Source organism: Streptomyces sp. NPDC058086, from assembly GCF_042885015.1.
Lineage (GTDB): Bacteria > Actinomycetota > Actinomycetes > Streptomycetales > Streptomycetaceae > Streptomyces.
The window spans coordinates 301,619-325,129 of the sequence record NZ_JBHVST010000001.1; the positions used below are offsets into that span (position 1 = coordinate 301,619).

21 protein-coding genes are annotated in these 23,511 nt (G+C 68.5%); 4 read left to right on the forward strand and 17 right to left on the reverse strand.

Annotation, left to right across the window (positions count from 1 at the left end):
- Positions 1–3: 3 nt before the first annotated feature.
- The gene (recQ, locus tag ACFVWD_RS01425) at positions 4–1,983 is read right to left on the reverse strand and encodes a DNA helicase RecQ (protein WP_389593250.1); all 1,980 of its coding nucleotides are present in this window, start codon (positions 1,981–1,983) and stop codon (positions 4–6) included.
- Between the two features lie 296 nt (positions 1,984–2,279).
- Between recQ and ACFVWD_RS01430 the strand changes: the two genes are divergently transcribed.
- Positions 2,280–2,537: a hypothetical protein gene (locus ACFVWD_RS01430; protein ID WP_389593215.1), complete on the forward strand. Its 258-nt coding sequence runs from the start codon at positions 2,280–2,282 to the stop codon at positions 2,535–2,537.
- 124 nt (positions 2,538–2,661) lie between these two features.
- Here the strand turns inward: ACFVWD_RS01430 and nuoN are convergent, their stop codons facing one another.
- Genes nuoN through ACFVWD_RS01500 form a run of 14 tightly spaced genes read right to left on the reverse strand, consistent with a single transcriptional unit; the run spans position 2,662 to position 18,580 of the window.
- Positions 2,662–4,311, reverse strand: coding sequence for an NADH-quinone oxidoreductase subunit NuoN (gene nuoN / locus ACFVWD_RS01435; RefSeq protein WP_389593216.1), 1,650 nt, complete (start codon positions 4,309–4,311; stop codon positions 2,662–2,664).
- A complete protein-coding gene (locus tag ACFVWD_RS01440; protein WP_389593217.1) occupies positions 4,308–5,879 on the reverse strand; it encodes an NADH-quinone oxidoreductase subunit M in 1,572 nt (523 codons plus the stop codon). The genes nuoN and ACFVWD_RS01440 overlap by 4 nt, the downstream gene beginning before the upstream one ends.
- 5 nt (positions 5,880–5,884) lie before the next feature.
- Positions 5,885–7,798 (reverse strand): NADH-quinone oxidoreductase subunit L, encoded by a 1,914-nt coding sequence (gene nuoL / locus ACFVWD_RS01445; protein WP_389593219.1) that lies wholly within the window; start codon positions 7,796–7,798, stop codon positions 5,885–5,887.
- A 14-nt stretch (positions 7,799–7,812) separates the two neighbouring features.
- Positions 7,813–8,112, reverse strand: a complete 300-nt coding sequence (gene nuoK / locus ACFVWD_RS01450) for an NADH-quinone oxidoreductase subunit NuoK (RefSeq protein WP_095853175.1) — start codon at positions 8,110–8,112, stop codon at positions 7,813–7,815.
- Positions 8,109–8,927: an NADH-quinone oxidoreductase subunit J gene (locus ACFVWD_RS01455; protein ID WP_168510172.1), complete on the reverse strand. Its 819-nt coding sequence runs from the start codon at positions 8,925–8,927 to the stop codon at positions 8,109–8,111. The genes nuoK and ACFVWD_RS01455 overlap by 4 nt, the downstream gene beginning before the upstream one ends.
- A complete protein-coding gene (gene nuoI / locus ACFVWD_RS01460) occupies positions 8,924–9,526 on the reverse strand; it encodes an NADH-quinone oxidoreductase subunit NuoI (RefSeq protein WP_168510170.1) in 603 nt (200 codons plus the stop codon). The genes ACFVWD_RS01455 and nuoI overlap by 4 nt, the downstream gene beginning before the upstream one ends.
- The gene (gene nuoH / locus ACFVWD_RS01465) at positions 9,519–10,892 is read right to left on the reverse strand and encodes an NADH-quinone oxidoreductase subunit NuoH (protein ID WP_389593221.1); all 1,374 of its coding nucleotides are present in this window, start codon (positions 10,890–10,892) and stop codon (positions 9,519–9,521) included. The genes nuoI and nuoH overlap by 8 nt, the downstream gene beginning before the upstream one ends.
- Positions 10,889–13,393: an NADH-quinone oxidoreductase subunit G gene (locus ACFVWD_RS01470; RefSeq protein ID WP_389593223.1), complete on the reverse strand. Its 2,505-nt coding sequence runs from the start codon at positions 13,391–13,393 to the stop codon at positions 10,889–10,891. The genes nuoH and ACFVWD_RS01470 overlap by 4 nt, the downstream gene beginning before the upstream one ends.
- Positions 13,390–14,739 (reverse strand): NADH-quinone oxidoreductase subunit NuoF, encoded by a 1,350-nt coding sequence (gene nuoF / locus ACFVWD_RS01475; RefSeq protein WP_389593224.1) that lies wholly within the window; start codon positions 14,737–14,739, stop codon positions 13,390–13,392. The genes ACFVWD_RS01470 and nuoF overlap by 4 nt, the downstream gene beginning before the upstream one ends.
- Entirely contained in the window at positions 14,736–15,545 is an 810-nt protein-coding gene (gene nuoE / locus ACFVWD_RS01480; RefSeq protein WP_101403667.1) for an NADH-quinone oxidoreductase subunit NuoE, read from the reverse strand. Before nuoE ends, nuoF begins: the two co-directional genes overlap by 4 nt.
- A 29-nt stretch (positions 15,546–15,574) precedes the next feature.
- Positions 15,575–16,918 (reverse strand): NADH-quinone oxidoreductase subunit D, encoded by a 1,344-nt coding sequence (locus tag ACFVWD_RS01485; protein WP_389593225.1) that lies wholly within the window; start codon positions 16,916–16,918, stop codon positions 15,575–15,577.
- Positions 16,915–17,655, reverse strand: a complete 741-nt coding sequence (locus ACFVWD_RS01490) for an NADH-quinone oxidoreductase subunit C (RefSeq protein WP_385370711.1) — start codon at positions 17,653–17,655, stop codon at positions 16,915–16,917. Before ACFVWD_RS01490 ends, ACFVWD_RS01485 begins: the two co-directional genes overlap by 4 nt.
- Entirely contained in the window at positions 17,652–18,206 is a 555-nt protein-coding gene (locus tag ACFVWD_RS01495; RefSeq protein WP_003998928.1) for an NADH-quinone oxidoreductase subunit B family protein, read from the reverse strand. Before ACFVWD_RS01495 ends, ACFVWD_RS01490 begins: the two co-directional genes overlap by 4 nt.
- 14 nt (positions 18,207–18,220) lie before the next feature.
- Positions 18,221–18,580, reverse strand: coding sequence for an NADH-quinone oxidoreductase subunit A (locus ACFVWD_RS01500; protein ID WP_007383963.1), 360 nt, complete (start codon positions 18,578–18,580; stop codon positions 18,221–18,223).
- A gap of 724 nt (positions 18,581–19,304) precedes the next feature.
- Here ACFVWD_RS01500 and ACFVWD_RS01505 point away from each other — a divergent pair.
- On the forward strand, positions 19,305–20,141 hold the full coding sequence (locus tag ACFVWD_RS01505; protein WP_389593226.1) for a C40 family peptidase: 837 nt from the start codon (positions 19,305–19,307) through the stop codon (positions 20,139–20,141).
- Between the two features lie 152 nt (positions 20,142–20,293).
- On the opposite strand, the gene ACFVWD_RS01510 is transcribed toward ACFVWD_RS01505, so the two are convergent.
- Positions 20,294–21,589 carry a geranylgeranyl reductase family protein gene (locus ACFVWD_RS01510; protein ID WP_060901542.1) on the reverse strand — a complete coding sequence of 432 codons (1,296 nt, stop codon included), beginning with the start codon at positions 21,587–21,589 and terminating at the stop codon, positions 20,294–20,296.
- 100 nt (positions 21,590–21,689) lie between these two features.
- On the opposite strand from ACFVWD_RS01510, the gene ACFVWD_RS01515 reads away from it, so the two are divergent.
- Positions 21,690–22,196, forward strand: coding sequence for a GNAT family N-acetyltransferase (locus ACFVWD_RS01515; RefSeq protein WP_389593227.1), 507 nt, complete (start codon positions 21,690–21,692; stop codon positions 22,194–22,196).
- A 123-nt stretch (positions 22,197–22,319) separates the two neighbouring features.
- Entirely contained in the window at positions 22,320–22,652 is a 333-nt protein-coding gene (locus ACFVWD_RS01520) for a PASTA domain-containing protein (RefSeq protein ID WP_054232190.1), read from the forward strand.
- Positions 22,653–22,758: 106 nt separating this feature from the next.
- On the opposite strand, the gene ACFVWD_RS01525 is transcribed toward ACFVWD_RS01520, so the two are convergent.
- Positions 22,759–23,454, reverse strand: coding sequence for a demethylmenaquinone methyltransferase (locus ACFVWD_RS01525; protein ID WP_389593252.1), 696 nt, complete (start codon positions 23,452–23,454; stop codon positions 22,759–22,761).
- Positions 23,455–23,511 lie beyond the last annotated feature (57 nt).

A 23,511-nucleotide genomic window follows, 5' to 3' on the forward strand; every position in this document is an offset into this window, starting at 1 on the left:
GCCCTATGTCCAGTCCTCCGGCTCGGGTTCCGCGTCCATCTCGGGCCAGTCCGGGTCCGGTGCCTCACCGGCCGCGGGAGCCGGTGCTGCTCCGGGGGCGCCGCCGCCCAGGGAGGCGAGCACTCCGACCACGCCCTCTCCGTACGTCGCGAGCTTCTTCTCGCCCACCCCGCTGATGCCGCCGAGTCCTTCGACCGAGGTGGGCCACACCGTGGCGATCTCCCGGAGCGTGGCGTCGTGGAAGATGACGTACGCCGGGACGCCCTGTTCCTTGGCCTGTTCGGCGCGCCAGGAGCGCAGGGCCTCGAAGGCGGGGACGAGCTCCTGGGGCAGGTCGGCCGCAGCGGCCTTGGCCTTGCGCTCGCCCCGGGAGGACGAGCGGGAGACGGTCGGCTTCGGCGGCTCCTTGCGGAGCGGCACCTCGCGCTCGCGCCGCAGCACCGTCCCGCTCTCCTCGGTCAGCACCAGCGTCCCGTACTCGCCCTCGACCGCGAGCAGGCCTTGCGCCAGCAACTGCCTCACCACGCCGCGCCATTCGGACTCGGCGAGGTCCTCACCGATGCCGAACACGGACAGCTGGTCGTGATCGAACTGGATCACCTTGGCGGTGCGCCGCCCCAGCAGGATGTCGATGATCTGGCCGGCACCGAACTTCTGTCCGCGCTCTCGCTGCAGCCGTACCACCGTGGACAGCAGCTTCTGTGCCACGACCGTGCCGTCCGAGGTCTCGGGCGGTGCGAGGCACGTGTCGCAGTTGCCGCATGCCGGGGTGTGCGGGTCCTGGCCGAAGTAGGCGAGGAGCTGGGAGCGCCGGCACTGGACCGTCTCGCACAGGGCCAGCATCGAGTCCAGGTGGGAGGCGGCCCGGCGGCGGAACGCCTCGTCGCCCTCGGAGCCCTGGATCATTTTGCGCTGCTGGACGACGTCCTGAAGCCCGTACGCCATCCATGCGGTGGACGGCAGTCCGTCACGGCCCGCGCGTCCCGTCTCCTGGTAGTAGCCCTCGACCGACTTGGGCAGGTCGAGGTGGGCGACGAACCGCACGTCCGGCTTGTCGATACCCATGCCGAAGGCGATGGTGGCGACCACGACCAGGCCCTCTTCGCGCAGGAAGCGCGACTGGTGGGTGGCGCGGGTGCCCGCGTCAAGACCCGCGTGGTACGGCACCGCCTCGACGCCGTTGCGGGAGAGGAACTCGGCCGTCTTCTCGACCGAGTTGCGCGAGAGGCAGTACACGATGCCCGCGTCGCCCGCGTGCTCGTCGCGCAGGAAGGACAGCAGCTGCTTCTTGGGGTCGGCCTTCGGGACGATCCGGTACTGGATGTTGGGACGGTCGAAGCTCGCCTCGAAGTGACGGGCGGTCGGCATGGCCAGGCGCTGGGTGATCTCCTTGTGCGTCGCGCGGGTGGCCGTGGCCGTCAGCGCGATACGCGGGACGTCCGGCCAGCGCTCGCCGAGCAGTGAGAGCGCCAGATAGTCGGGGCGGAAGTCGTGGCCCCACTGGGCCACGCAGTGCGCCTCGTCGATCGCGAAGACGGAGATCTTCCCGCGTGACAGCAGGTCCAGCGTGGTCTCCAGACGCAGCCGCTCCGGGGCCAGGTAGAGCACGTCGAGCTCCCCCGACAGGAACTCGGCCTCCACCACGCGCCGCTCGTCGAAGTCCTGCGTGGAGTTCATGAACCCGGCGCGCACGCCCAGCGCGCGCAGCGCGTCCACCTGATCCTGCATCAGCGCGATGAGGGGCGAGACCACGACTCCCGTACCCGGTCTGACCAGGGCCGGAATCTGGTAGCAGAGCGACTTGCCGCCACCCGTCGGCATCAGGACGACAGCGTCACCGCCCGCCACCACGTGCTCGATGATCGCTTCCTGCTCGCCGCGGAAGGCGTCGTACCCGAAGACCCGGTGGAGCGTGGCCAGTGCCTCGCTCTCGCCCAGCGTCCCCGTCGCGTCCGCTTCGGTCATCACACCCGTCCCGCCCATCGTCCTGTCCCCCGTACGTCGCGCCTCGACCACTGCGTCCACGATAGGGGTCCGCGCCGACAGCCCGAGAGTTATCCACAGGCTGCGACCGATCGGCTTCCCTACGCACTCGCGTCCCGCCGGTCTCACTCCCCCGCACGGCGCGCCCTGCGCGCGTTCAATCCGTTGGCCCCACTCGCATGCCGACGCCTCTCCAGCCGGGAACATGCTGCTCGGGCGGGAGGAGCGGGCCCGCGACCGACGGACCGGCACCGTCACGTATGCCTCTCACGCCTCTAGGAGCCCCCGCATGTCCCATGTCCCAGCGTCCCCTCAGGACCGCCCTCGCCGCGAAGTACCTCGATGAGTCGATCGCCATCGCCGACGGATACGTCCCCCATCCGTGCTCCTCGGACTCAGGGGGCCACGGCAACATGGGCTACCACTACTTCAATGAGTCCCTCTTCGGCTCGGTCGACCCGGCGAAGCCCGCATCTCTCCTCTATGAGGACGGGCAGCACGGGAAGCGCGAGCTCGTCGGGGTGGAGTGGATCGTTCCGGACGCCGACCGGTAGCTGAAGACGAGCGACGACAGACCCTCGATGTTCGGAGGGCGGAAGCTCGACGGGCCGATGGGCTGATCACAGCTCGGGCCCCGCTCCCTCACGAGGAGGGAGCGGGGCCCGGCCCGTGCGTGGTTCAGCGGACGAAGACTCCCGCCTGGCTCGCCAGGTTCAGGAAGTACTGCGGCGCCACACCGAGCACCAGCGTGACCGCCACGCCGAACCCGATCGCCGTCATGGTCAGCGGCGAGGGCACGGCGACCGTCGGTCCCTCCGGCCGGGGCTCGCTGAAGAACATGAGCACGATCACGCGGATGTAGAAGAACGCCGCGATCGCCGACGAGATCACACCGACCACGACCAGCGGTCCCGCGCCGCCCTCCGCCGCCGCCTTGAATACGGCGAACTTCCCGGCGAAGCCGGAGGTCAGCGGGATGCCCGCGAACGCCAGCAGGAAGACCGCGAAGACTGCCGCCACCAGCGGGGAGCGGCGTCCGAGGCCCGCCCACTTGGACAGGTGCGTGGCCTCGCCGCCCGCGTCCCGGACCAGGGTCACGACCGCGAAGGCCCCGATCGTCACGAACGAGTACGCGCCCAGGTAGAAGAGGACCGACGAGACGCCGTCCGGCGAGGTCGCGATGACGCCCGCGAGGATGAATCCGGCGTGCGCGATGGACGAGTACGCCAGGAGCCGCTTGATGTCGGTCTGGGTGATCGCGACGATCGCACCGCCCAGCATGGTGACGATCGCGATGGCCCACATGACCGGCCGCCAGTCCCAGCGCAGGCCCGGCAGGACGACGTACAGCAGTCGCAGCAGCGCCCCGAAGGCGGCCACCTTCGTCGCCGCGGCCATGAAGCCGGTGACCGGTGTGGGCGCGCCCTGGTAGACGTCGGGCGTCCACATGTGGAACGGCACCGCGCCGACCTTGAAGAGCAGGCCCATGACGACCATCGCGGCGCCGATGAGCAGCAGCACGTCGTTGCCCATGGTGCCGGCGAGCGCCAGGTCGACGTTCGGGATCGTGCCGTCCACGACCTGCGCGATCGTCGCATACGACACGGAGCCCGCGTAGCCGTAGAGCAGGGCGATACCGAAGAGGGTGAACGCGGAGGCGAAGGCGCCGAGCAGGAAGTACTTGACCGCGGCCTCCTGCGACATGAGCCGCTTGCGGCGGGCCACGGCGCACAGCAGGTAGAGGGGCAGCGAGAAGACTTCCAGCGCGATGAACAGCGTCAGCAGGTCGTTGGCCGACGGGAAGACCAGCATGCCGCCGATCGCGAAGAGCAGCAGCGGGAACACCTCGGTGGTGGTGAACCCGGCCTTCACCGCGGCCTTCTCGCTGTCGCTGCCGGGCACGGAGGCGGCCTGTGCGGCGAACGAGTCGACGCGGTTGCCGTGCGCCTCCGGGTCGAGCCGTCGCTCGGCGAAGGTGAAGACACCGAGGATGCCCGCCAGCAGGATCGTGCCCTGCAGGAACAGGGACGGTCCGTCGACGGCGATCGCGCCCATGGCCGCGATATGCGCCTTTGTGGTGCCGTATCCGCCCGCCGCCAGTGCGATCACCGCGGCGAAGGCGGCGGCGAGCGCGACGACGGACAGGAAGACCTGTGTGTAGTAGCGGAACTTGCGCGGCACGAAGGCCTCGACGAGCACCCCTACGAGCGCCGCCCCGATCACGATCAGGGTGGGCGACAATTGTCCATATTCGATCTTCGGCGCGTTGATCTTGGAGATCGGTTCGGCCGCGGTTGTCCACAGGCTGTGGACGGCTGCTGCGCTCACTTGGCCGCCTCCACCTCGGGCTTGGGGTCCGTCTTATGGACGTCGGACATGGTCTGCTGGACCGCCGGGTTGACGATGTCGGTGACCGGCTTCGGATAGACGCCCAGGAAGATCAGCAGGGCGATCAGCGGGGCGACCACCAGGAGCTCACGCACCCTGAGGTCGGGCATTTCGGCGACCTCCGCCTTCACCGGGCCCGTCATCGTCCGCTGATAGAGGACGAGCGTGTAGAGCGCGGCGAGGACGATGCCGAAGGTGGCGACGATGCCGACGGCCGGGTAGCGCTCGAACGCGCCCACCAGGACCAGGAATTCACTCACGAAGGGCGCGAGTCCGGGGAGCGAGAGGGTCGCGAGGCCGCCGATCAGGAAGGTGCCCGCGAGCACCGGGGCGACTTTCTGCACCCCTCCGTAGTCGGCGATCAGACGCGAGCCGCGCCGCGAGATCAGGAAGCCCGCCACCAGCATCAGGGCGGCGGTCGAGATCCCGTGGTTGACCATGTAGAGCGTCGCGCCCGACTGGCCCTGGCTGGTCATCGCGAAGATGCCCAGGATGATGAACCCGAAGTGCGAGATCGACGCGTACGCCACCAGCCGCTTGATGTCCCGCTGGCCGACCGCGAGCAGCGCCCCGTAGATGATGCTGATGAGGGCGAGGACGAGGATGACCGGCGTCGCCCACTTGCTCGCCTCCGGGAAGAGCTGGAGGCAGAAGCGGAGCATCGCGAAGGTGCCGACCTTGTCGACCACCGCCGTGATCAGTACCGCGACCGGGGCCGTGGCCTCTCCCATGGCGTTGGGCAGCCAGGTGTGCAGCGGCCACAGGGGCGCCTTCACCGCGAACGCGAAGAAGAAGCCGAGGAACAGCCACCGCTCCGTGCTGGTCGCCATGTGCAGCGATCCGCTGGCGCGGGCCTGCACGATCTCCTGGAGCGAGAAGTTTCCGGCCACTACGTAGAGGCCGATGACGGCGGCCAGCATGATCAGGCCGCCGACCAGGTTGTAAAGGAGGAACTTCACCGCGGCGTACGAGCGTTGGGTCGCCGCCGCGTCGTCCCCGTGCTCGTGGGCACGGTCACCGAAGCCGCCGATGAGGAAGTACATCGGGATCAGCATGGCTTCGAAGAAGATGTAGAAGAGGAAGACGTCGGTGGCCTCGAAGGAGATGATCACCATCGCCTCGACGGCCAGGATCAGGCCGAAGAAGCCCTGGGTCGGCCGCCAGCGCCTGTTTCCTGTCTCCTGCGGGTCGGCGTCGTGCCAGCCCGCCAGGATCACGAACGGGATCAGCAGCGCGGTCAGCGCGACGAGCGCCACCCCGATGCCGTCCACGCCCAGCTCGTACCGCACTCCGAAGTCCTTGATCCAGGCATGGGATTCGGTGAGCTGGTAGCGGTCGCCGCCGGGGTCGAAGCGTACGAGCACGATCGCGGCCAGGACGAGCGTGGCGAGCGAGACGAGCAGCGCCAGCCACTTGGCGGCGACGCGTTGCGCGGCCGGCACGGCGGCCGTGGCGATCGCCCCGATCGCCGGGAGCGCCGCCGTCGCTGTCAGCAGAGGAAAGGACATCGGTATCAGACCGCCCTCATCAGCAGGGTCGCGGCGACGAGGATCGCCACACCGCCGAACATCGAGACCGCGTAACTGCGCGCATAGCCGTTCTGCAACTTGCGCAGCCGCCCGGAGAGGCCGCCCATGGAGGCCGCGGTGCCGTTGACGACCCCGTCGACCAGGGTGTGGTCGACGTACACCAGGGAGCGGGTGAGGTGCTCCCCGCCGCGTACCAGCACGACGTGGTTGAAGTCGTCCTGGAGCAGGTCGCGCCGGGCGGCCCGGGTGAGCAGGGAACCGCGCGGGGCGACGACCGGGACGGGGCTGCGCCCGTACTGGGCGTACGCGATTCCGGCGCCGACGACGAGCAGCACCATGGTGGCCAGCGTGACGGTGAGGGCGCTGACGGGCGAGTTGCCCTCCGAGTGCCCGGTGACCGGCTCCAGCCAGTTGAGGAAGCGGTCGCCGATGCTGAAGAAACCGCCCGCGAAGACCGATCCGAAGGCCAGCACGATCATGGGGATCGTCATGGACCGCGGGGACTCGTGCGGGTGCGGCTCATGGCCTTCGGCGTCCGGCTGCCAGCGCTTCTCCCCGAAGAAGGTCATGATCATCACGCGGGTCATGTAGTACGCCGTGATGGCCGCGCCCAGCAGGGCCGCCCCGCCGAGGATCCAGCCCTCGGTGCCGCCCTTCGCGAAGGCCGCCTCGATGATCTTGTCCTTGGAGAAGAAGCCGGACAGGCCCGGGAAGCCGATGATGGCAAGATAGCCGAGGCCGAAGGTGACGAAGGTGATCGGCATGTATGTGCGGAGGCCGCCGTACTTGCGCATGTCGACCTCGTCGTTCATGCCGTGCATGACCGAGCCGGCGCCGAGGAACAGTCCGGCCTTGAAGAAGCCGTGCGTCACCAGGTGCATGATCGCGAAGACGTAGCCGATGGGGCCGAGGCCCGCGGCCAGCACCATGTAGCCGATCTGCGACATCGTCGATCCGGCGAGCGCCTTCTTGATGTCGTCCTTCGCACAACCGACGATCGCACCGAACAGGAGTGTGACGGCGCCGACCACGGTGACGACGAGCTGGGCGTCGGGCGCGGCGTTGAAGATCGCGGCGGAGCGGACGATCAGGTAGACACCCGCGGTCACCATGGTCGCGGCGTGGATGAGGGCCGAGACCGGGGTCGGGCCCTCCATCGCGTCTCCGAGCCAGGACTGCAGCGGCACCTGGGCGGACTTGCCGCAGGCGGCGAGCAGCAGCATCAGGGCGACAGCGGTGAGCTTGCCCTCGGTCGCGCCACCGACGAGCCCCGGGTGCCCCTCGGTACCGAGCACCGGCCCGAAGGCGAAGGACCCGAAGGTGGTGAACATCAGCATGATGGCGATCGACAGGCCCATGTCGCCGACGCGGTTGACCAGGAAGGCCTTCTTCGCGGCGGTGGCGGCGCTGGGCTTGTGCTGCCAGAAGCCGATCAGCAGGTACGAGGCGAGGCCGACGCCCTCCCAGCCGACGTACAGCAGCAGGTAGTTGTCGGCGAGGACGAGCAGCAGCATCGCCGCGAGGAACAGGTTCAGGTAGCCGAAGAAGCGGCGGCGCCGCTCGTCGTGCTCCATGTACCCGATCGAGTACAGGTGGATCAGTGAGCCGACGCCGGTGATCAGCAGGACGAACGTCATCGACAGCTGGTCGAGCTGGAAGGAGACGTCCGCCTGGAAGCCCTCGACGGGGACCCAGCTGAACAGGTACTGGCTCATGGCCCGGTGGTCCGCGCTCTTGCCCAGCATGTCGACGAAGAGGATCGCGCCGATCACGAAGGACGCGGCCGCGAGCGCCGTGCCGATCCATTGGCCGACGGCATCGAGCCGCCGGCCGCCGCACAGCAGTACGGCCGCTCCGAGCAGAGGCGCCGCTACCAGCAGCGCAATCAGGTTCTCCACGATTCAGCGACCCCTTACAGCTTCATCAGGCTGGCGTCGTCGACCGAGGCCGAGTGGCGGGAACGGAAGAGCGACACGATGATCGCGAGCCCGACCACGACCTCCGCGGCGGCGACGACCATCGTGAAGAAGGCGATGATCTGGCCGTCGAGATTGCCGTGCAGGCGGGAGAAGACGACGAACGCGAGGTTGCAGGCGTTGAGCATGAGCTCGACGCACATGAACACCACGATCGCGTTGCGTCTGATCAGCACGCCGGTGGCGCCGATCGTGAACAACAGGGCGGCGAGATAGAGGTAGTTGACCGGGTTCACTTGGACGCCTCCTCCGTCTTCGTGCGCTCCAGGCGTTCTTCGGCTCGCTGCTCCAGCGCCTTCAGATCGCTCAGCGCCTCGGTGGACACGTCACGGATCTGGCCGCGGTCCCGCAGCGTCTTGCTGACGGTCAGCTCGGACGGGGTGCCGTCCGGGAGGAGGCCAGCGATGTCCACCGCGTTGTGCCGGGCGTAGACACCGGGGGCCGGCAGCGGCGGTACGTGCTTGCCTTCCCGTACGCGCTGCTCGGACAGCTCGCGCTGGGTCTTGGCGCGCTCGGTGCGCTCGCGGTGCGTGAGCACCATCGCGCCGACGGCAGCGGTGATGAGCAGGGCGCCGGTGATTTCGAAGGCGAACACGTACTTCGTGAAGATGAGGGCGGCGAGGCCCTCCACGTTCCCGTTCGCGTTGGCCTTGCTCAGGCCGTTGAAGTCCTTCAGGGACGCGTTGCCGATGCCCGCGATCAGCAGGACACCGAAGCCGAGTCCGCACACCAGGGCCAGCCAGCGCTGCCCCTTGATGGTCTCCTTCAGGGAGTCCGCCGCGGTGACACCGACGAGCATGACCACGAAGAGGAACAGCATCATGATCGCGCCGGTGTAGACGACGATCTGCACGACGCCCAGGAAGTAGGCGCCGTTGGCGAGGTAGAACACCGCCAGGATGATCATGGTGCCGGCGAGACAGAGCGCGCTGTGCACGGTCTTCTTCATGAAGACGGTGCACAGGGCGCCGATCACAGCGACCGTGCCGAGGACCCAGAACTGGAAGGCCTCTCCGGTGGAGGTGGAGTAGGCGGCGAGCTGCGCGCTCATGCCCCCACCCCCTCTTCCGTGGGCTTCTCACCCTTGGAGACGGCGACTTGGCGCTGCGTGCCCGGCGCCGCCTCGGTCACCAGACCCTGGTAGTAGTCCTGCTCATCCGTGCCGGGGAAGATCGAGTGCGGTGTGTCGACCATGCCCTCGTCGAGCCCGGCGAGCAGCTGCTCCTTGGTGTAGATGAGGTTGGCGCGGCTGGAGTCGGCGAGCTCGAACTCGTTCGTCATCGTGAGCGCGCGGGTGGGGCACGCCTCGATGCACAGGCCGCACAGGATGCAGCGGGCGTAGTTGATCTGGTAGACACGGCCGTACCGCTCGCCCGGCGAGTAGCGCTCCTCGTCGGTGTTGTCCGCGCCCTCCACATAGATGGCGTCCGCGGGGCAGGCCCAGGCGCACAGCTCGCAGCCGACGCACTTCTCCAGACCGTCCGGGTGGCGGTTGAGCTGGTGCCGGCCGTGGAACCGCGGGGCGGTGGTCTTCTGCTGCTCCGGGTACTGCTCCGTCAGGCGCTTCTTGAACATGGCCTTGAAGGTCACGCCGAAGCCGGCGACGGGGTTCTGGAAACCGGGCTTGGTCTCCTTCGGCTCCTCAGCCATCGGACCCCTCCTTTCCGTCACGAGTTCCGCCATTCGATCCGTCACTCGCAGTATCGGACCCGCCACTGACAATCAACTCGCGCTCGCGGCGCGGGCGGCGCCGTGGCACGGGTGGCAGCTCCTGTCCCGGCAGTGGCGGCACCGGGAATCCACCGGCCATCGGGTCGAAGGCCGCGGGCTCGGCAGGCGCTTCCTGCGCTCCCTGTTTGTCGCGGAAGATGTCCACGGCGAACGAGAGCAGCAGCAGCACGAGGACGCCACCGCCGACGTACAGGGCGATGTCGGCGAAGTCGTAGTTCTCGTTCCTGAGGGTCCGTACGGTCGCGACGAGCATCAGCCAGACCACGGAGACCGGGATGAGGACCTTCCAGCCGAGCTTCATCAGCTGGTCGTAGCGGACGCGCGGCAGCGTGCCGCGCAGCCAGATGAAGAAGAACAGCAGCAACTGCACCTTCACCACGAACCAGAGCATCGGCCACCAGCCGTGGTTGGCACCCTCCCAGAAGGTGCTGATGGGCCACGGGGCCCGCCAGCCGCCCAGGAAGAGCGTGGTCGACACGGCCGAGACCGTCACCATGTTCACGTACTCGGCGAGCATGAACAGCGCGAACTTGATGGACGAGTACTCGGTGTTGAAACCGCCGACGAGGTCGCCCTCGGACTCCGGCATGTCGAAGGGGGCGCGGTTGGTCTCGCCGACCATTGTGATGATGTAGATCACGAACGAGACCGGCAGCAGGATGATGTACCAGCGGTCGTGCTGCTGTTCGACGATCGTCGAGGTCGACATCGACCCGGAGTAGAGGAACACCGAGGCGAAGGCGGCGCCCATGGCGATCTCGTACGAGATCATCTGCGCGCAGGACCGCAGACCGCCCAGCAGCGGGTAGGTGGATCCAGAACTCCAACCCGCCAGCACGATCCCGTAGATGCCCACCGAGGCGACCGCGAGGATGTAGAGCATCGCGATCGGCAGGTCCGTGAGCTGCATCGTGGTGCGATGGCCGAAGATCGAGATCTCGTTGTCGGCGGGTCCGAAGGGGATCACCGCGATCGCCATGAAGGCCGGGATGGCCGCGACGATCGGCGCGAGGACGTAGACCACCTTGTCCGCGCGTTTGACGATGACGTCTTCCTTGAGCATCAGTTTGACGCCGTCGGCGAGCGACTGGAGCATGCCCCAGGGGCCGTGCCGGTTGGGTCCGATGCGCAGCTGCATCCAGGCGACGACCTTGCGCTCCCACACGATGGAGAAGAGCACGGTCACCATCAGGAAGGCGAAGCAGAAGACCGCCTTGACGACGACCAGCCACCAGGGGTCGCGGCCGAACATGGAGAGGTCTTCAGCGGCGAGGTACGGCGTCATGCCTCCACCTCCTTGGGGGCCTCGGTGGCGAGCGTCGCCGGGCCGATGCGGACGAGTGCGCCGGGCAGCGCCCCCGTGTCGGAGGCGACGCCCCCTCCGGTGGAGTTCAGCGGGAGCCAGACCACGCGGTCGGGCATCTCGGTGATCTGCAGCGGGAGTTCGACGGTTCCGGCGATGCTGGTGACCGCGAGGAGGTCGCCTTCCTTGACGCCCGCCTCGGCGGCCGTGGCGGCCGACACACGCGCGCGTGCGGCATGCCGGGTCCCGGCGAGCGCATCGTCGCCTTCCTGGAGACGTCCCTGGTCGAGCAGCAGCCGGTGGCCCGCGAGCACGGCCTCCCCCGCGGCGGGACGCGGCAGCGATGCCGCGATCTCCACGGGCCCGGTGGCCCGCAGGCCACCCCAGGGACCGAGCCGGTCCAGCTCCCCGCGCGTGGTGCGCAGATCCGGCAGACCCAGGTGTACGTCCATGGCGTCGGCGAGCATCTGCAGGACGCGCGCGTCGGTGGGCGCCAGGCGGCGGGTCATCTGGTCGGGCTTGAGGGCGGCCTCGAAGAAGCGCACCCTGCCTTCCCAGTTCAGGAAGGCGCCCGCCTTCTCGGCGACCGCGGCCACCGGGAGGACGACATCCGCGTGCTCGGTGACCTCGCCGGGCCGCAGTTCGAGCGACACAAGGAAGCCGACTTCGGAAAGGGCCGCACGCGCGCGTGCCGGGTCGGGAAGGTCGGCGACCTCCACGCCCGCCACCACCAGGGCTCGCAGCTCCCCGCCGACGGCGGCCTCGACGATCTGGCCCGTGTCGCGCCCGTAGCGGTGCGGGAGCTCGGAGACGCCCCAGGCGGCCGCGACCTCCTCCCGCGCGCGTGGGTCGGTGGCCGGACGCCCGCCCGGCAGCAGCGACGGCAGCGCGCCCGCCTCGATCGCGCCGCGCTCCCCGGCCCGGCGCGGGATCCACACCAGTGTGGCGCCGGTCGCGGACGCGGCCCGTACGGCGGCGGTGAGTCCGCCCGCCACGCCCGCGAGCCGCTCGCCGACGACGATCACCGCGCCCTCGGTGTGCAGCGCCTCGGCGGCCTTGGCACCGTCGCCCTCCAGACCGACGCCGCTCGCGAGGGCGTCCAGCCACTCGGTCTCGGTACCGGGCGCGGCGGGCAGCAGCGTGCCGCCCGCCTTGTCCAGGCCGCGTGTCGCGTACGTGGCGAGCGAGAAGGTCTTCTGTCCGTGTCCGCGCCAGGCCTTGCGCAGCCGCAGGAAGACTCCGGGCGCCTCCTCCTCGGCCTCGAAGCCGACGAGCAGGACGGCGGGCGCCTTCTCCAAAGAGGTGTAGGTCAGGCCCGTACCGTCGAGGTCCCGTCCGTGTCCGGCGACCCGGGAGGCCAGGAAGTCGGCCTCCTCGGCGCTGTGCACACGCGCGCGGAAGTCGATGTCGTTCGTGTCGAGGGCCACGCGCGCGAACTTGCTGTAGGCGTAGGCGTCCTCGATTGTGAGGCGGCCACCGGTCAGGACGCCGGTCCGGCCGCGTGCCGCCGACAGGCCTCGAGCCGCCGCCTCCAGGGCCTCGGGCCAGGAAGCGGGCTCCAGTTCACCCGACTCACCCCGTACCAGGGGTGTGTCGAGCCGGTCACGCTGCTGCGCGTACCGGAACCCGAACCGTCCCTTGTCGCAGAGCCACTCCTCGTTGACCTCGGGGTCGGGGGAGGCCAGGCGCCGCATGACCTTGCCGCGCCGGTGGTCGGTGCGGGTCGCGCAGCCGCCCGCGCAGTGCTCGCACACCGAGTGCGAGGAGACGAGGTCGAACGGACGCGAGCGGAAGCGATACGCCGCTGAGGTCAGCGCGCCCACCGGGCAGATCTGGATGGTGTTCCCGGAGAAGTACGACTCGAACGGGTCGCCCTCGCCGGTGCCGACCTGCTGGAGCGCGCCCCGCTCGATCAGCTCGATCATCGGGTCGCCCGCGATCTGGTTGGAGAAGCGGGTGCAGCGGGCGCACAGCACGCACCGCTCGCGGTCGAGCAGCACCTGCGTGGAGATCGGGACCGGCTTCTCGTAGGTCCGCTTCTTGCCCTCGAAGCGGGATTCGGCGTTGCCGTGCGACATCGCCTGGTTCTGCAGCGGGCACTCGCCGCCCTTGTCGCAGACCGGGCAGTCCAGCGGGTGGTTGATGAGCAGCAGCTCCATCACACCGTGCTGGGCCTTTTCGGCGGCGGGCGAGGTGAGGTGAGTCTTCACCACCATTCCGTCCGTACACGTGATCGTGCAGGACGCCATGGGCTTGCGCTGGCCCTCGACCTCGACGATGCACTGGCGGCAGGCGCCGGCCGGGTCGAGCAGCGGATGGTCGCAGAATCGGGGGATCTCGATGCCGAGCTGTTCGGCGGCCCGGATGACCAGGGTGCCCTTGGGCACGCTGATCTCGGCTCCGTCGATCGTCAGCGAGACGAGATCCTCCGGCGGAACCGCCGCCTCTCCCCCTCCCGAGGGAGCGCTGGTGGTCACCGTCATGCGTTCACCTCCGTGCGGTCGGCCCAAGCGGTGGACTTGGCCGGATCAAAGGGGCAGCCGCGGCCCGTGATGTGCTCCTCGTACTCCCCGCGGAAGTACTTGAGCGAGGAGAAGATCGGCGAGGCGGCGCCGTCGCCGAGGGCGCAGAACGACTTGCCATTGATGTTGTCGGCGATGTCGTTGAGCTTGTCGAGGTCCGACATGACGCCCTTGCCGGCCTCGATGTCGCGCAGCAACTGCACGAGCCAGTAGGTTCCTTCGCGGCAGGGTGTGCACTTGCCGCAGGACTCGTGGGCGTAGAACTCGGTCCACCGGGTGACCGCCCGCACGACGCAGGTCGTCTCGTCGAAGCACTGGAGTGCTTTTGTGCCGAGCATGGAACCCGCGGCACCCACTCCTTCGTAATCAAGAGGGACGTCGAGGTGCTCGTCGGTGAACATCGGGGTCGAGGAGCCGCCCGGCGTCCAGAACTTCAACCGGTGGCCGGGGCGCATCCCGCCGCTCATCTCGAGGAGTTGACGGAGCGTGATGCCGAGCGGAGCTTCGTACTGGCCGGGGCTGGCGACATGGCCGCTGAGCGAGTAGAGCGTGAAGCCCGGGGACTTCTCGCTGCCCATCGACCTGAACCATTCCTTGCCTTTTCGGAGAATGGCGGGAACTGACGCGATCGACTCGACGTTATTCACCACAGTCGGGCACGCATAGAGGCCCGCGACGGCTGGGAAGGGGGGACGGAGCCGCGGTTGACCACGGCGGCCTTCGAGCGAGTCGAGCAGTGCGGTCTCCTCACCGCAGATGTACGCGCCCGCGCCCGCGTGCACGGTGAGCTTGAGGTCGAGTCCGCTGCCCAGGATGTTCTCGCCCAGGTAGCCCGCCTCGTAGGCCTCTCGGACGGCCTCGTGCAACCGCCGCAATACGGGGACGACTTCACCGCGGAGATAGATGAACGCATGCGAAGACCGGATGGCATAACACGCGATCACCATGCCCTCGATGAGGCTGTGCGGGTTCGCGAAGAGGAGCGGGATGTCCTTGCAGGTTCCCGGCTCCGATTCGTCGGCGTTGACAACTAGATAGTGAGGTTTGCCATCGCCCTGAGGAATGAACTGCCACTTCATTCCGGTGGGGAATCCCGCGCCGCCCCGGCCGCGCAGACCGGAGTCCTTGACGTACGCGATCAGGTCGTCCGGCGACATGGCCAGCGCCTTGCGCAGCCCCTCGTACCCCTCGTGCCTCCGGTAGACGTCCAGCGTCCAGGACTTCTCCTCGTCCCAGAAGGCCGACAGCACGGGTGCGAGCAGCTTCTCCGGGCTGGTCTCGTCGATCTCGGGTGCCAACGTCATCACTCCCCCTCCTCGGCTGCGGGACCCGCCGGGTGCGACGGATCAGAGGCCGATGTGTCCTGCGGCGCGTCGTGCGAGCTCAGGTGCTCGGCCGGCGGCTGGTCCTGCGGTGCCCCGCCGCCTCGTGGGTGGACCACGCGCGCGTGGACGCTCTCCCCCTTGGCCAGGCGGAGACCGATCAGTGAGGCGGGGCCCGCGCTGCCGCCCGCCTCCACGGCTCCCTCGCGCTCGTCGGGGAAGCCCGCCAGGATCCGCGCGGTGTCCTTGAAGCTGCACAAGGGGGCGCCGCGGGTGGGTGCGACCTGTGCTCCCGTGCGCAGGTCGTCGACGAGGCGCTTCGCGGAGGCCACGGTCTGGTTGTCGAAGAACTCCCAGTTGACCATCACGACCGGCGCGAAGTCGCAGGCCGCGTTGCACTCGATGTGCTCCAGCGTGACCTTGCCGTCGTCGGTGGTCTCGCCGTTGCCGACGCCCAGGTGGTCCTGCAGGGCCTCGAAGATCGCGTCGCCGCCCATGACCGCGCACAGGGTGTTGGTGCACACACCCACCTGGTAGTCACCGCTCGGCTTGCGCCGGTACATCGAGTAGAAGGTCGCAACGGCGGTGACCTCGGCCGTGGTCAGGTTCAGTACGTCGGCACAGAACCGCTGCCCCGTGCGCGTGACGTGGCCCTCCTCCGACTGCACGAGATGCAGCAACGGAAGGAGCGCCGAACGGGAGTCCGGGTAGCGGGCGACGATCTCGCGCGCGTCCGCTTCGAGCCGGGCTCGAACGTCGTCCGGATAGTCGGGCGCAGGCAGTTGGGGCATGCCCAGGCTGACGCCCTCGGGGGTGGTGGTCACCGGTCGACGCCTCCCATCACGGGGTCGATGGACGCGACGGCGACGATGACGTCGGCGACCTGGCCGCCCTCGCACATCGCCGCCATGGCCTGCAGATTGGTGAAGGACGGGTCGCGGAAGTGGACCCGGTAGGGGCGGGTGCCTCCGTCGGACACGGCGTGCACCCCGAGCTCGCCCTTGGGCGACTCGACCGCCGCGTACGCCTGTCCCGGCGGGACGCGGAAGCCCTCGGTCACCAGCTTGAAGTGGTGGATCAGGGCCTCCATGGAGGTGCCCATGATCTTCTTGATGTGGTCGAGGGAGTTGCCGAGACCGTCGGGGCCCAGTGCGAGCTGGGCGGGCCAGGCGATCTTCTTGTCGGCGACCATGACCGGGCCGGGCTGCAGCCGGTCCAGGCACTGCTCGACGATGTGCAGCGACTGGCGCATTTCCTCCAGGCGGATCAGGAAGCGCCCGTAGGAGTCGCAGGTGTCGGCGGTCGGGATCTCGAAGTCGTACGTCTCGTAGCCGCAGTACGGCTGGGCCTTGCGCAGGTCGTGCGGCAGGCCCGCGGAGCGCAGGATCGGGCCGGTGGCGCCGAGGGCCATGCAGCCGGCCAGGTCGAGGTAGCCGACGTCCTGCATACGGGCCTTGAAGATGGGGTTCCCGGTGGCGAGCTTGTCGTACTCGGGAAGGTTCTTGTGCATCTTCTTCACGAACTCGCGGATCTGGTCCACCGCGCCGGGCGGCAGGTCCTGGGCGAGTCCGCCGGGGCGGATGTACGCGTGGTTCATCCGCAGGCCGGTGATCAGCTCGTAGATGTCGAGAATGAGTTCACGATCACGGAAGCCGTAGATCATGATCGTGGTGGCGCCGAGTTCCATGCCTCCGGTGGCGATGCACACCAGGTGGGAGGAGATTCGGTTCAGCTCCATCAGGAGGACGCGGATGATCGAGGCGCGGTCGGGGATCTGGTCCTCGATGCCGAGGAGTTTCTCGACGGCGAGACAGTAGGCCGTCTCGTTGAAGAACGGCGTCAGATAGTCCATGCGCGTCACGAACGTGGTGCCCTGGGTCCACGTGCGGAACTCGAGGTTCTTCTCGATGCCGGTGTGGAGGTAGCCGATGCCGCAGCGGGCCTCGGTGACCGTCTCGCCGTCGATCTCCAGGATCAGCCGGAGCACGCCGTGGGTGGACGGGTGCTGCGGGCCCATGTTGACGATGATGCGCTCGTCGTCGGACTTCGCCGCGGACTGGGCGATCTCGTCCCAGTCGCCGCCGGTGACCGTATATACGGTGCCCTCGGTCGTCTCCCGCGCCGCCGCGGCGGACGCGCCGGAAGAAGGGGTCTGCGTGCTCATGAGTACGACCTCCGCTGGTCCGGAGCAGGGATCTGGGCGCCCTTGTACTCGATGGGGATGCCACCGAGGGGGTAGTCCTTGCGCTGCGGGTGGCCCTGCCAGTCGTCCGGCATCATGATCCGCGTCAGGGCCGGGTGGCCGTCGAAGATCAGGCCGAAGAAGTCGTACGTCTCGCGCTCGTGCCAGTCGTTCGTCGGGTAGACGGAGACGAGCGAGGGGACGTGCGGGTCGGCGTCGGGGGCGCTGACTTCGAGGCGGATCAGCCGGTTGTGGGTGATCGAACGCAGGTGATAGACGGCGTGCAGCTCCCGGCCCTTGTCGCTCGGGTAGTGCACTGCGCTCACCCCCGTGCACAGTTCGAAGCGGAGAGCCGGGTCGTCGCGGAGGGTCTGGGCGACCCGAAGCAGGTACTCGCGTTCGATGTGGAACGTGAGCTCGTCGCGGTCGACGATCGTCTTCTCGATGGCGTTGTCGGGGACGAGTCCCTGTTCCTCCAGGGCGCCTTCCAGTTCGTCGGCGACCTCGTCGAACCAGCCGCCGTAGGGGCGGGTGGCCGGGCCGGGGAGCCGGACGGAGCGGACCAGGCCTCCGTAGCCGGTGGTGTCGCCGCCGTTGTTGGCGCCGAACATGCCGCGCTGGACGCGGATCTCCTCGCCGCCCTCGCCGCGCTGGCCGGGGAGGTTGGAGGCGCCGAGGTCCTTCTCGGGGTTCACCCCGTTGCCGTTCGCGTCGCTCACCGCAGCAGGCCCTTCATCTCGATGGTGGGGAGCGCCTTGAGCGCCGCTTCCTCCGCCTCGCGGGCCGCCTCCTCGGCGTTCACGCCGAGCTTGGAGGTCTGGATCTTCTGGTGGAGCTTGAGGATCGCGTCCATCAGCATCTCGGGGCGCGGCGGACAGCCGGGCAAATAGATGTCGACCGGGACGATGTGGTCGACGCCCTGCACAATGGCGTAGTTGTTGAACATTCCACCCGATGAGGCACAGACCCCCATGGAGATCACCCACTTGGGGTTGGGCATCTGGTCATAGACCTGCCGCAGTACCGGCGCCATCTTCTGACTGACGCGGCCGGCCACGATCATGAGGTCGGCCTGGCGCGGTGAGCCGCGGAAGACCTCCATGCCGAAGCGCGCGAGGTCGTAGCGGCCCGCGCCGGTCGTCATCATCTCGATGGCGCAGCAGGCGAGTCCGAACGTGGCGGGGAAGACGGACGCCTTGCGCACCCAGCCCGCGGCCTGCTCGACGGTGGTCAGCAGGAATCCGCTCGGCAGCTTTTCTTCGAGTCCCATGTCTTAAAGGCCCCTCAGTCCCATTCCAGGCCGCCGCGCCGCCATACGTACGCGTACGCGACGAAGACGGTGAGCACGAAGAGCAGCATCTCCACGAGCCCGAAAACACCCAGGGCGTCGAAGGTGACGGCCCAGGGGTAGAGGAAGACGATCTCGATGTCGAAGACGATGAAGAGCATCGCCGTCAGGTAGTACTTGATGGGGAAGCGCCCGCCGCCGGCCGGCGTGGGGGTCGGCTCGATACCGCACTCGTAGGCCTCGAGCTTGGCCCGGTTGTATCGCTTTGGACCGATAAGCGTGGCCATGACCACGGAGAAGATCGCAAAGCCTGCCCCGAGGGCTCCCAGTACGAGGATCGGCGCATACGCGTTCACGCTCCTCGCTCCTCTCAGTCGGCACTGACTGCTGGCGGTTGCGTCAGGCAAGCACTTCTGCCCCACCCGTCCCACGAACCCCGTGCGTCCCGACGAAGATCGCGTACATGTGAAGCAGGTCACAAGCCCAACTGCCTCGCATCTTATGCCCGCCGGTCTGTGATCTGCGACACGGGGTATTGCACAAGCTTTGTGATCTCCACCACCTGACGAACGATCATGAAGTCGGATGAGCAGTGATCTTCATACGCGAAGCGTCCGTGCGATCACCAGATGTGACATTTCCGCTCGTCACCACAGGTCCGGGGCGGCGTCTCAATATCAAGAGACTTCCGACGCATGCAAATTGGTGCTGGACGCGGGGGCTTGATAGAGGAGCGCGTTCACACATCAGGGGGAGGGGTGTGGACGGTGTGGACGAGCATCGGCGCGTGCATGCGTTCACGAGCACGGGGCAGTCAGGAGGTGCGCGCGAGACGCCGCTAGCCCGGTGACCGTTCCGTGACCTGCGTCACATCGACCTATGGGTCGGATAAGCCGGTCTTGGCCACAGGCTGCAACCAGTGGTAGGCAGAGGGCAATTCGGACGTAATACGGAAACAGCATGATCACAGGCTTGATCACCTCTGTCCAGAATGCCCGTTACGGCGTCAATAAGAAGTGACGCGCCCCGGATTCGGCCGCGGATTGAACAACTGTGGCGCACCACACGTTTCTTGAAGGTATGAGGGAGTCCCTGATACCGGTTGTACTCATGTCCCACACCGCTCACATACGCAACCACCGGAAGCCCCGCCGCAACGCGTCGACGCTAGCGATGCGCGCCGGAGTTGCCGGTGGCGTTCTCAGCACCTTGGCCGTGGCCGGTGCGGCTGGTTCGGCGAACGCTGCCGAGCCCGTGACCCAGACCCTCGAACTGCCCACCCTGACGGCCGACCTGGCCACTCAGGTGGCGCAGTCCGCGGACGCCACGCAGCAGGCAGCCGCCAACTACGAGCTGCAGGCCGAGCGCGACGCGGCCGCCGCAAAGGCCGCGAAGCAGGCCAAGGCGGACCTCGCGGACGCCAAGAAGAAGGCCGAGGCCAAGAAGCAGGCCGAGGACGCGCGCAAGGCCGCAGCCGCCCAGGCCGCCTCTCGGTCGTCCACGCGGACCGTCCTGTCCAGCTCCGCGGGCTCCTCGAGTTCGACCGCCTCCGCCCCGGCCAGCGGCAGTGTCGCCACCGTCATCGCCTTCCTCAAGGCTCAGGTCGGCGACGCGTACGTGATGGGCGGTACGGGCCCCAACGCCTGGGACTGCTCCGGCCTCGTGCAGGCCGCGTTCCGGCAGGTCGGTGTCGACCTGCCGCGCGTCTCGCAGGACCAGTCGACGTCCGGTACGCCGGTCTCGCTGTCCAACATCCAGGTCGGCGACATCCTGTACTGGGGTTCGGCCGGTTCGGCTTACCACGTGGGTGTGTACATCGGTAACGGCCAGTACCTGGACGCGGCCAACCCCTCCAAGGGTGTGGTGATTCAGGACCTTTCGGGCTACCCGGCCACGGGCGCGGTGCGCGTTCTCTGAGTCGCGGGACCTTGTGAGTCATACGGCATGAAGGCCGCCACCCGAGTGGGTGGCGGCCTCGTCGTGCTGTCCTGGGGGCAAGGCCGCTCCCGGACGACCCCGGAACGCCCCCGGAGGCCCCCGGAGGTCCCCCGGGCGCCCCCGTGATGGCATCAGGCCTTCGGTGCCACCTTCGAGAGGCCGTTGATGATGCGGTCCATCGCGTCGCCGCCGGTCGGGTCCGTGAGGTTCGCGAGCATCTTGAGGGTGAACTTCATCAGCAGCGGGTGGGTCAGGCCGCGCTGGGTCGCGATCTTCATGACCTTCGGGTTGCCGATGAGCTTCACGAAGGCGCGGCCGAGGGTGTAGTAGCCGCCGTAGGTGTCCTTGAGGACACGGGGGTAGCGCTGGAGGGCCAGTTCTCGCTGGCTCGGCGTCGAGCGGGCGTGGGCCTGCACGATGACGTCCGCGGCGATCTGGCCGGACTCCATGGCGTAGGCGATGCCCTCGCCGTTGAAGGGATTGACCAGGCCGCCGGCGTCGCCGACCAGCAGCAGACCCTTGGTGTAGTGCGGTTGGCGGTTGAAGGCCATGGGGAGGGCGGCGCCGCGGATCGGGCCGGTCATGTTCTCCGGCGTGTAGCCCCAGTCCTCCGGCATGGACGCGCACCAGGCCTTCAGGACCTCGCGCCAGTCCAGCTCCTTGAAGGAGTCTGAGGTGTTGAGCACGCCGAGGCCGACGTTCGAGGTGCCGTCGCCCATGCCGAAGATCCAGCCGTAGCCGGGCAGCAGACGGTCCTCGGCGCCCCGGCGGTCCCACAGCTCCAGCCAGGACTCCAGGTAGTCGTCCTCGTGGCGCGGGGACGTGAAGTACGTACGGACCGCGACACCCATCGGGCGGTCCTCGCGGCGGTGCAGGCCCATCGCCAATGACAGGCGGGTCGAGTTGCCGTCGGCGGCGACGACCAGCGGCGCGTGGAAGGTGACCTCGCGCTTCTCCCCCGCGTCGCCCAGCTTCGCGTGCACACCCGTGATGCGGCCGGTGCGGTCGTCGATGATCGGGGCGCCGACGTTGCAGCGCTCGTACAGCCGCGCGCCCGCCTTCTGCGCCTGCCGGGCCAACTGCTCGTCGAAGTCGTCGCGCTTGCGGACGAGTCCGTAGTCCGGGTAGGAGGCGAGATCCGGCCAGTCCAGCTGGAGGCGGACGCCGCCGCCGATGATGCGCAGGCCCTTGTTGCGCAGCCAGCCGGCCTCTTCGGAGATGTCGATCCCCATGGAGACGAGCTGCTTGGTGGCGCGCGGGGTCAGGCCGTCACCGCAGACCTTCTCCCTCGGGAACGCGGTCTTCTCCAGGAGCAGGACGTCGAGTCCGGCCTTCGCCAGGTAGTACGCGGTCGTGGAACCGGCTGGTCCAGCCCCGACGACGATCACATCTGCGGTGTTTTCGGAGAGGGGTTGGGGCTCGGTCACGGCGGGGTCTCCCCAAGACTCGAAATCTGCGTGCTGACGGGCACTGGACATGGGCAGTCTATGCAGCGGTACTGATCACCTGGCTGAAGGGTTGCCCCCCGTGAACCGAGCTCTCCCCGACGTACGGCTGCGTGTCCCCACCGACGAGGACGCGTTCGCCTGGCACCGGATCTTCGCCGACCCCGAGGTCATGGAGTTCCACGGTGGGAAGGCGGCCGAACTGTCGGTGTACGAGGAGCTCACCGCGCGGCAGCGCCGGCACGACGCCGAACTCGGTTTCTGTCTGTGGACCCTGGTCGACGCGGAGGGTGAGGTGCTCGGCTTCACCGGGGCGCAGCCGTGGCCTCGCGAGTGGGGGCCGAAGGGTGAGATCGAGATCGGGTGGCGGCTCGGCAGGGCGCATTGGGGCAAGGGGTACGTCACCGCCGCCGCGCTCACCACCCTGGAGCGGGTGCGCGCGGCGGGCGTCTCGGATGTCGTCGCCATGGTCAGACCGGGCAACGAGCGCTCCATCGCCGTGACCCGACGCGTCGGCATGGAACTGGCCGAGGTCGTCACCCATCCCACGACGGCCGAACCCGCGCACTGCTACCGCCTCGCCCTCTGACGACTTCCGGAAGGCCGCCTCACGGTTTCTGGCAGCCCCCCGACGGTTTCTGGCAGCCCCCCGACGGCTTCCGGAAGGGCCGGGCCCTGGCTTACCCTTCCGGTACCGCTGGGGGTGACGTCCGTGCGCCTGACACCCAAGACACCCGAAGTACGCGTGCCGAGGCTCATCGGCCTGATGGCCGTGGACGCACGCGAGACGGCCGACGCGCGAGGTGTGCTGCTCGCCGCGCCCGACCGGCCCGACTTCCATCTCACCGTCGTCGACTACGTCGTACGCCAATATCCGCCGCCCGGCTCCGAGGTGCCGCGCGGGGCCGTGGTCACCGTGTGGTTCGACCTCGGTGACGCGGAAGGCGGCGCGGGTGTGCGGGAGCCGCGGCTGCCGGGTCCGCCGTCGGGCGGCATGCGCCGTGAGCTCGACGAGCCCGGGGACCCGTTCGAAGTACTCAGGTGAGACAGGCGTTCTCCGGAACCGGGAGCGGCAGCTCGCCCGGAGAACGCGTCCGGCGGCGCTTGCCCGGAGGGCACGTCAGGCGGCGGGCGCTCGCTCGGAAGAGGCGTCAGGCGGCCTTGAAGCCCCGGTGCAGGGCCACCACGCCGCCCGTCAGGTTCCGCCAGGCCACCTTCGACCAGCCGGCCTTGCGCAGCTTCTCGGCGAGCTCGGGCTGGTTCGGCCAGGCGCGGATGGACTCGGCGAGATAGACGTACGCGTCGGGGCTGGAGGACACCGCACGGGCCACCGGCGGCAGCGCGCGCATCAGGTACTCGGTGTAGACCGTGCGGAACGGCGCCCAGGTGGGGTGCGAGAACTCGCAGATCACGACCCGGCCGCCGGGCTTGGTCACCCGGTACAGCTCGCTCAGCGCCGTGTCGGTCTCCTGGACGTTGCGCAGGCCGAAGGAGATCGTCACCGCGTCGAAGGTGTCGTCCTTGAAGGGCAGCTTCGTCGCGTCGCCCGCGGTCAGCGGCAGCCAGGGGTGGTTCTTCTTGCCGACCCGGAGCATGCCGAGGGAGAAGTCGCAGGGCACGACGTAGGCGCCGGTGCGGGCGAAGGGGAGGGACGAGGTCGCCGTACCGGCCGCCAGGTCCAGGATCTTCTGCGCGGGGCGCGCGTCGACCGCCTTCGCGACCTCCCTACGCCATACCCGGTCCTGGCCGAGCGACAGCACGTCGTTCGTCAGGTCGTACCGTTCCGCCACGTCGTCGAACATCGAGGCGACTTCGTGCGGCTGCTTGTCCAGGGATGCGCGGGTCACTCCCCCATTGTGGCAGTAGAGGGTGTCGCTGGGCTCGGGCGGGATCAGCCCGAGCCC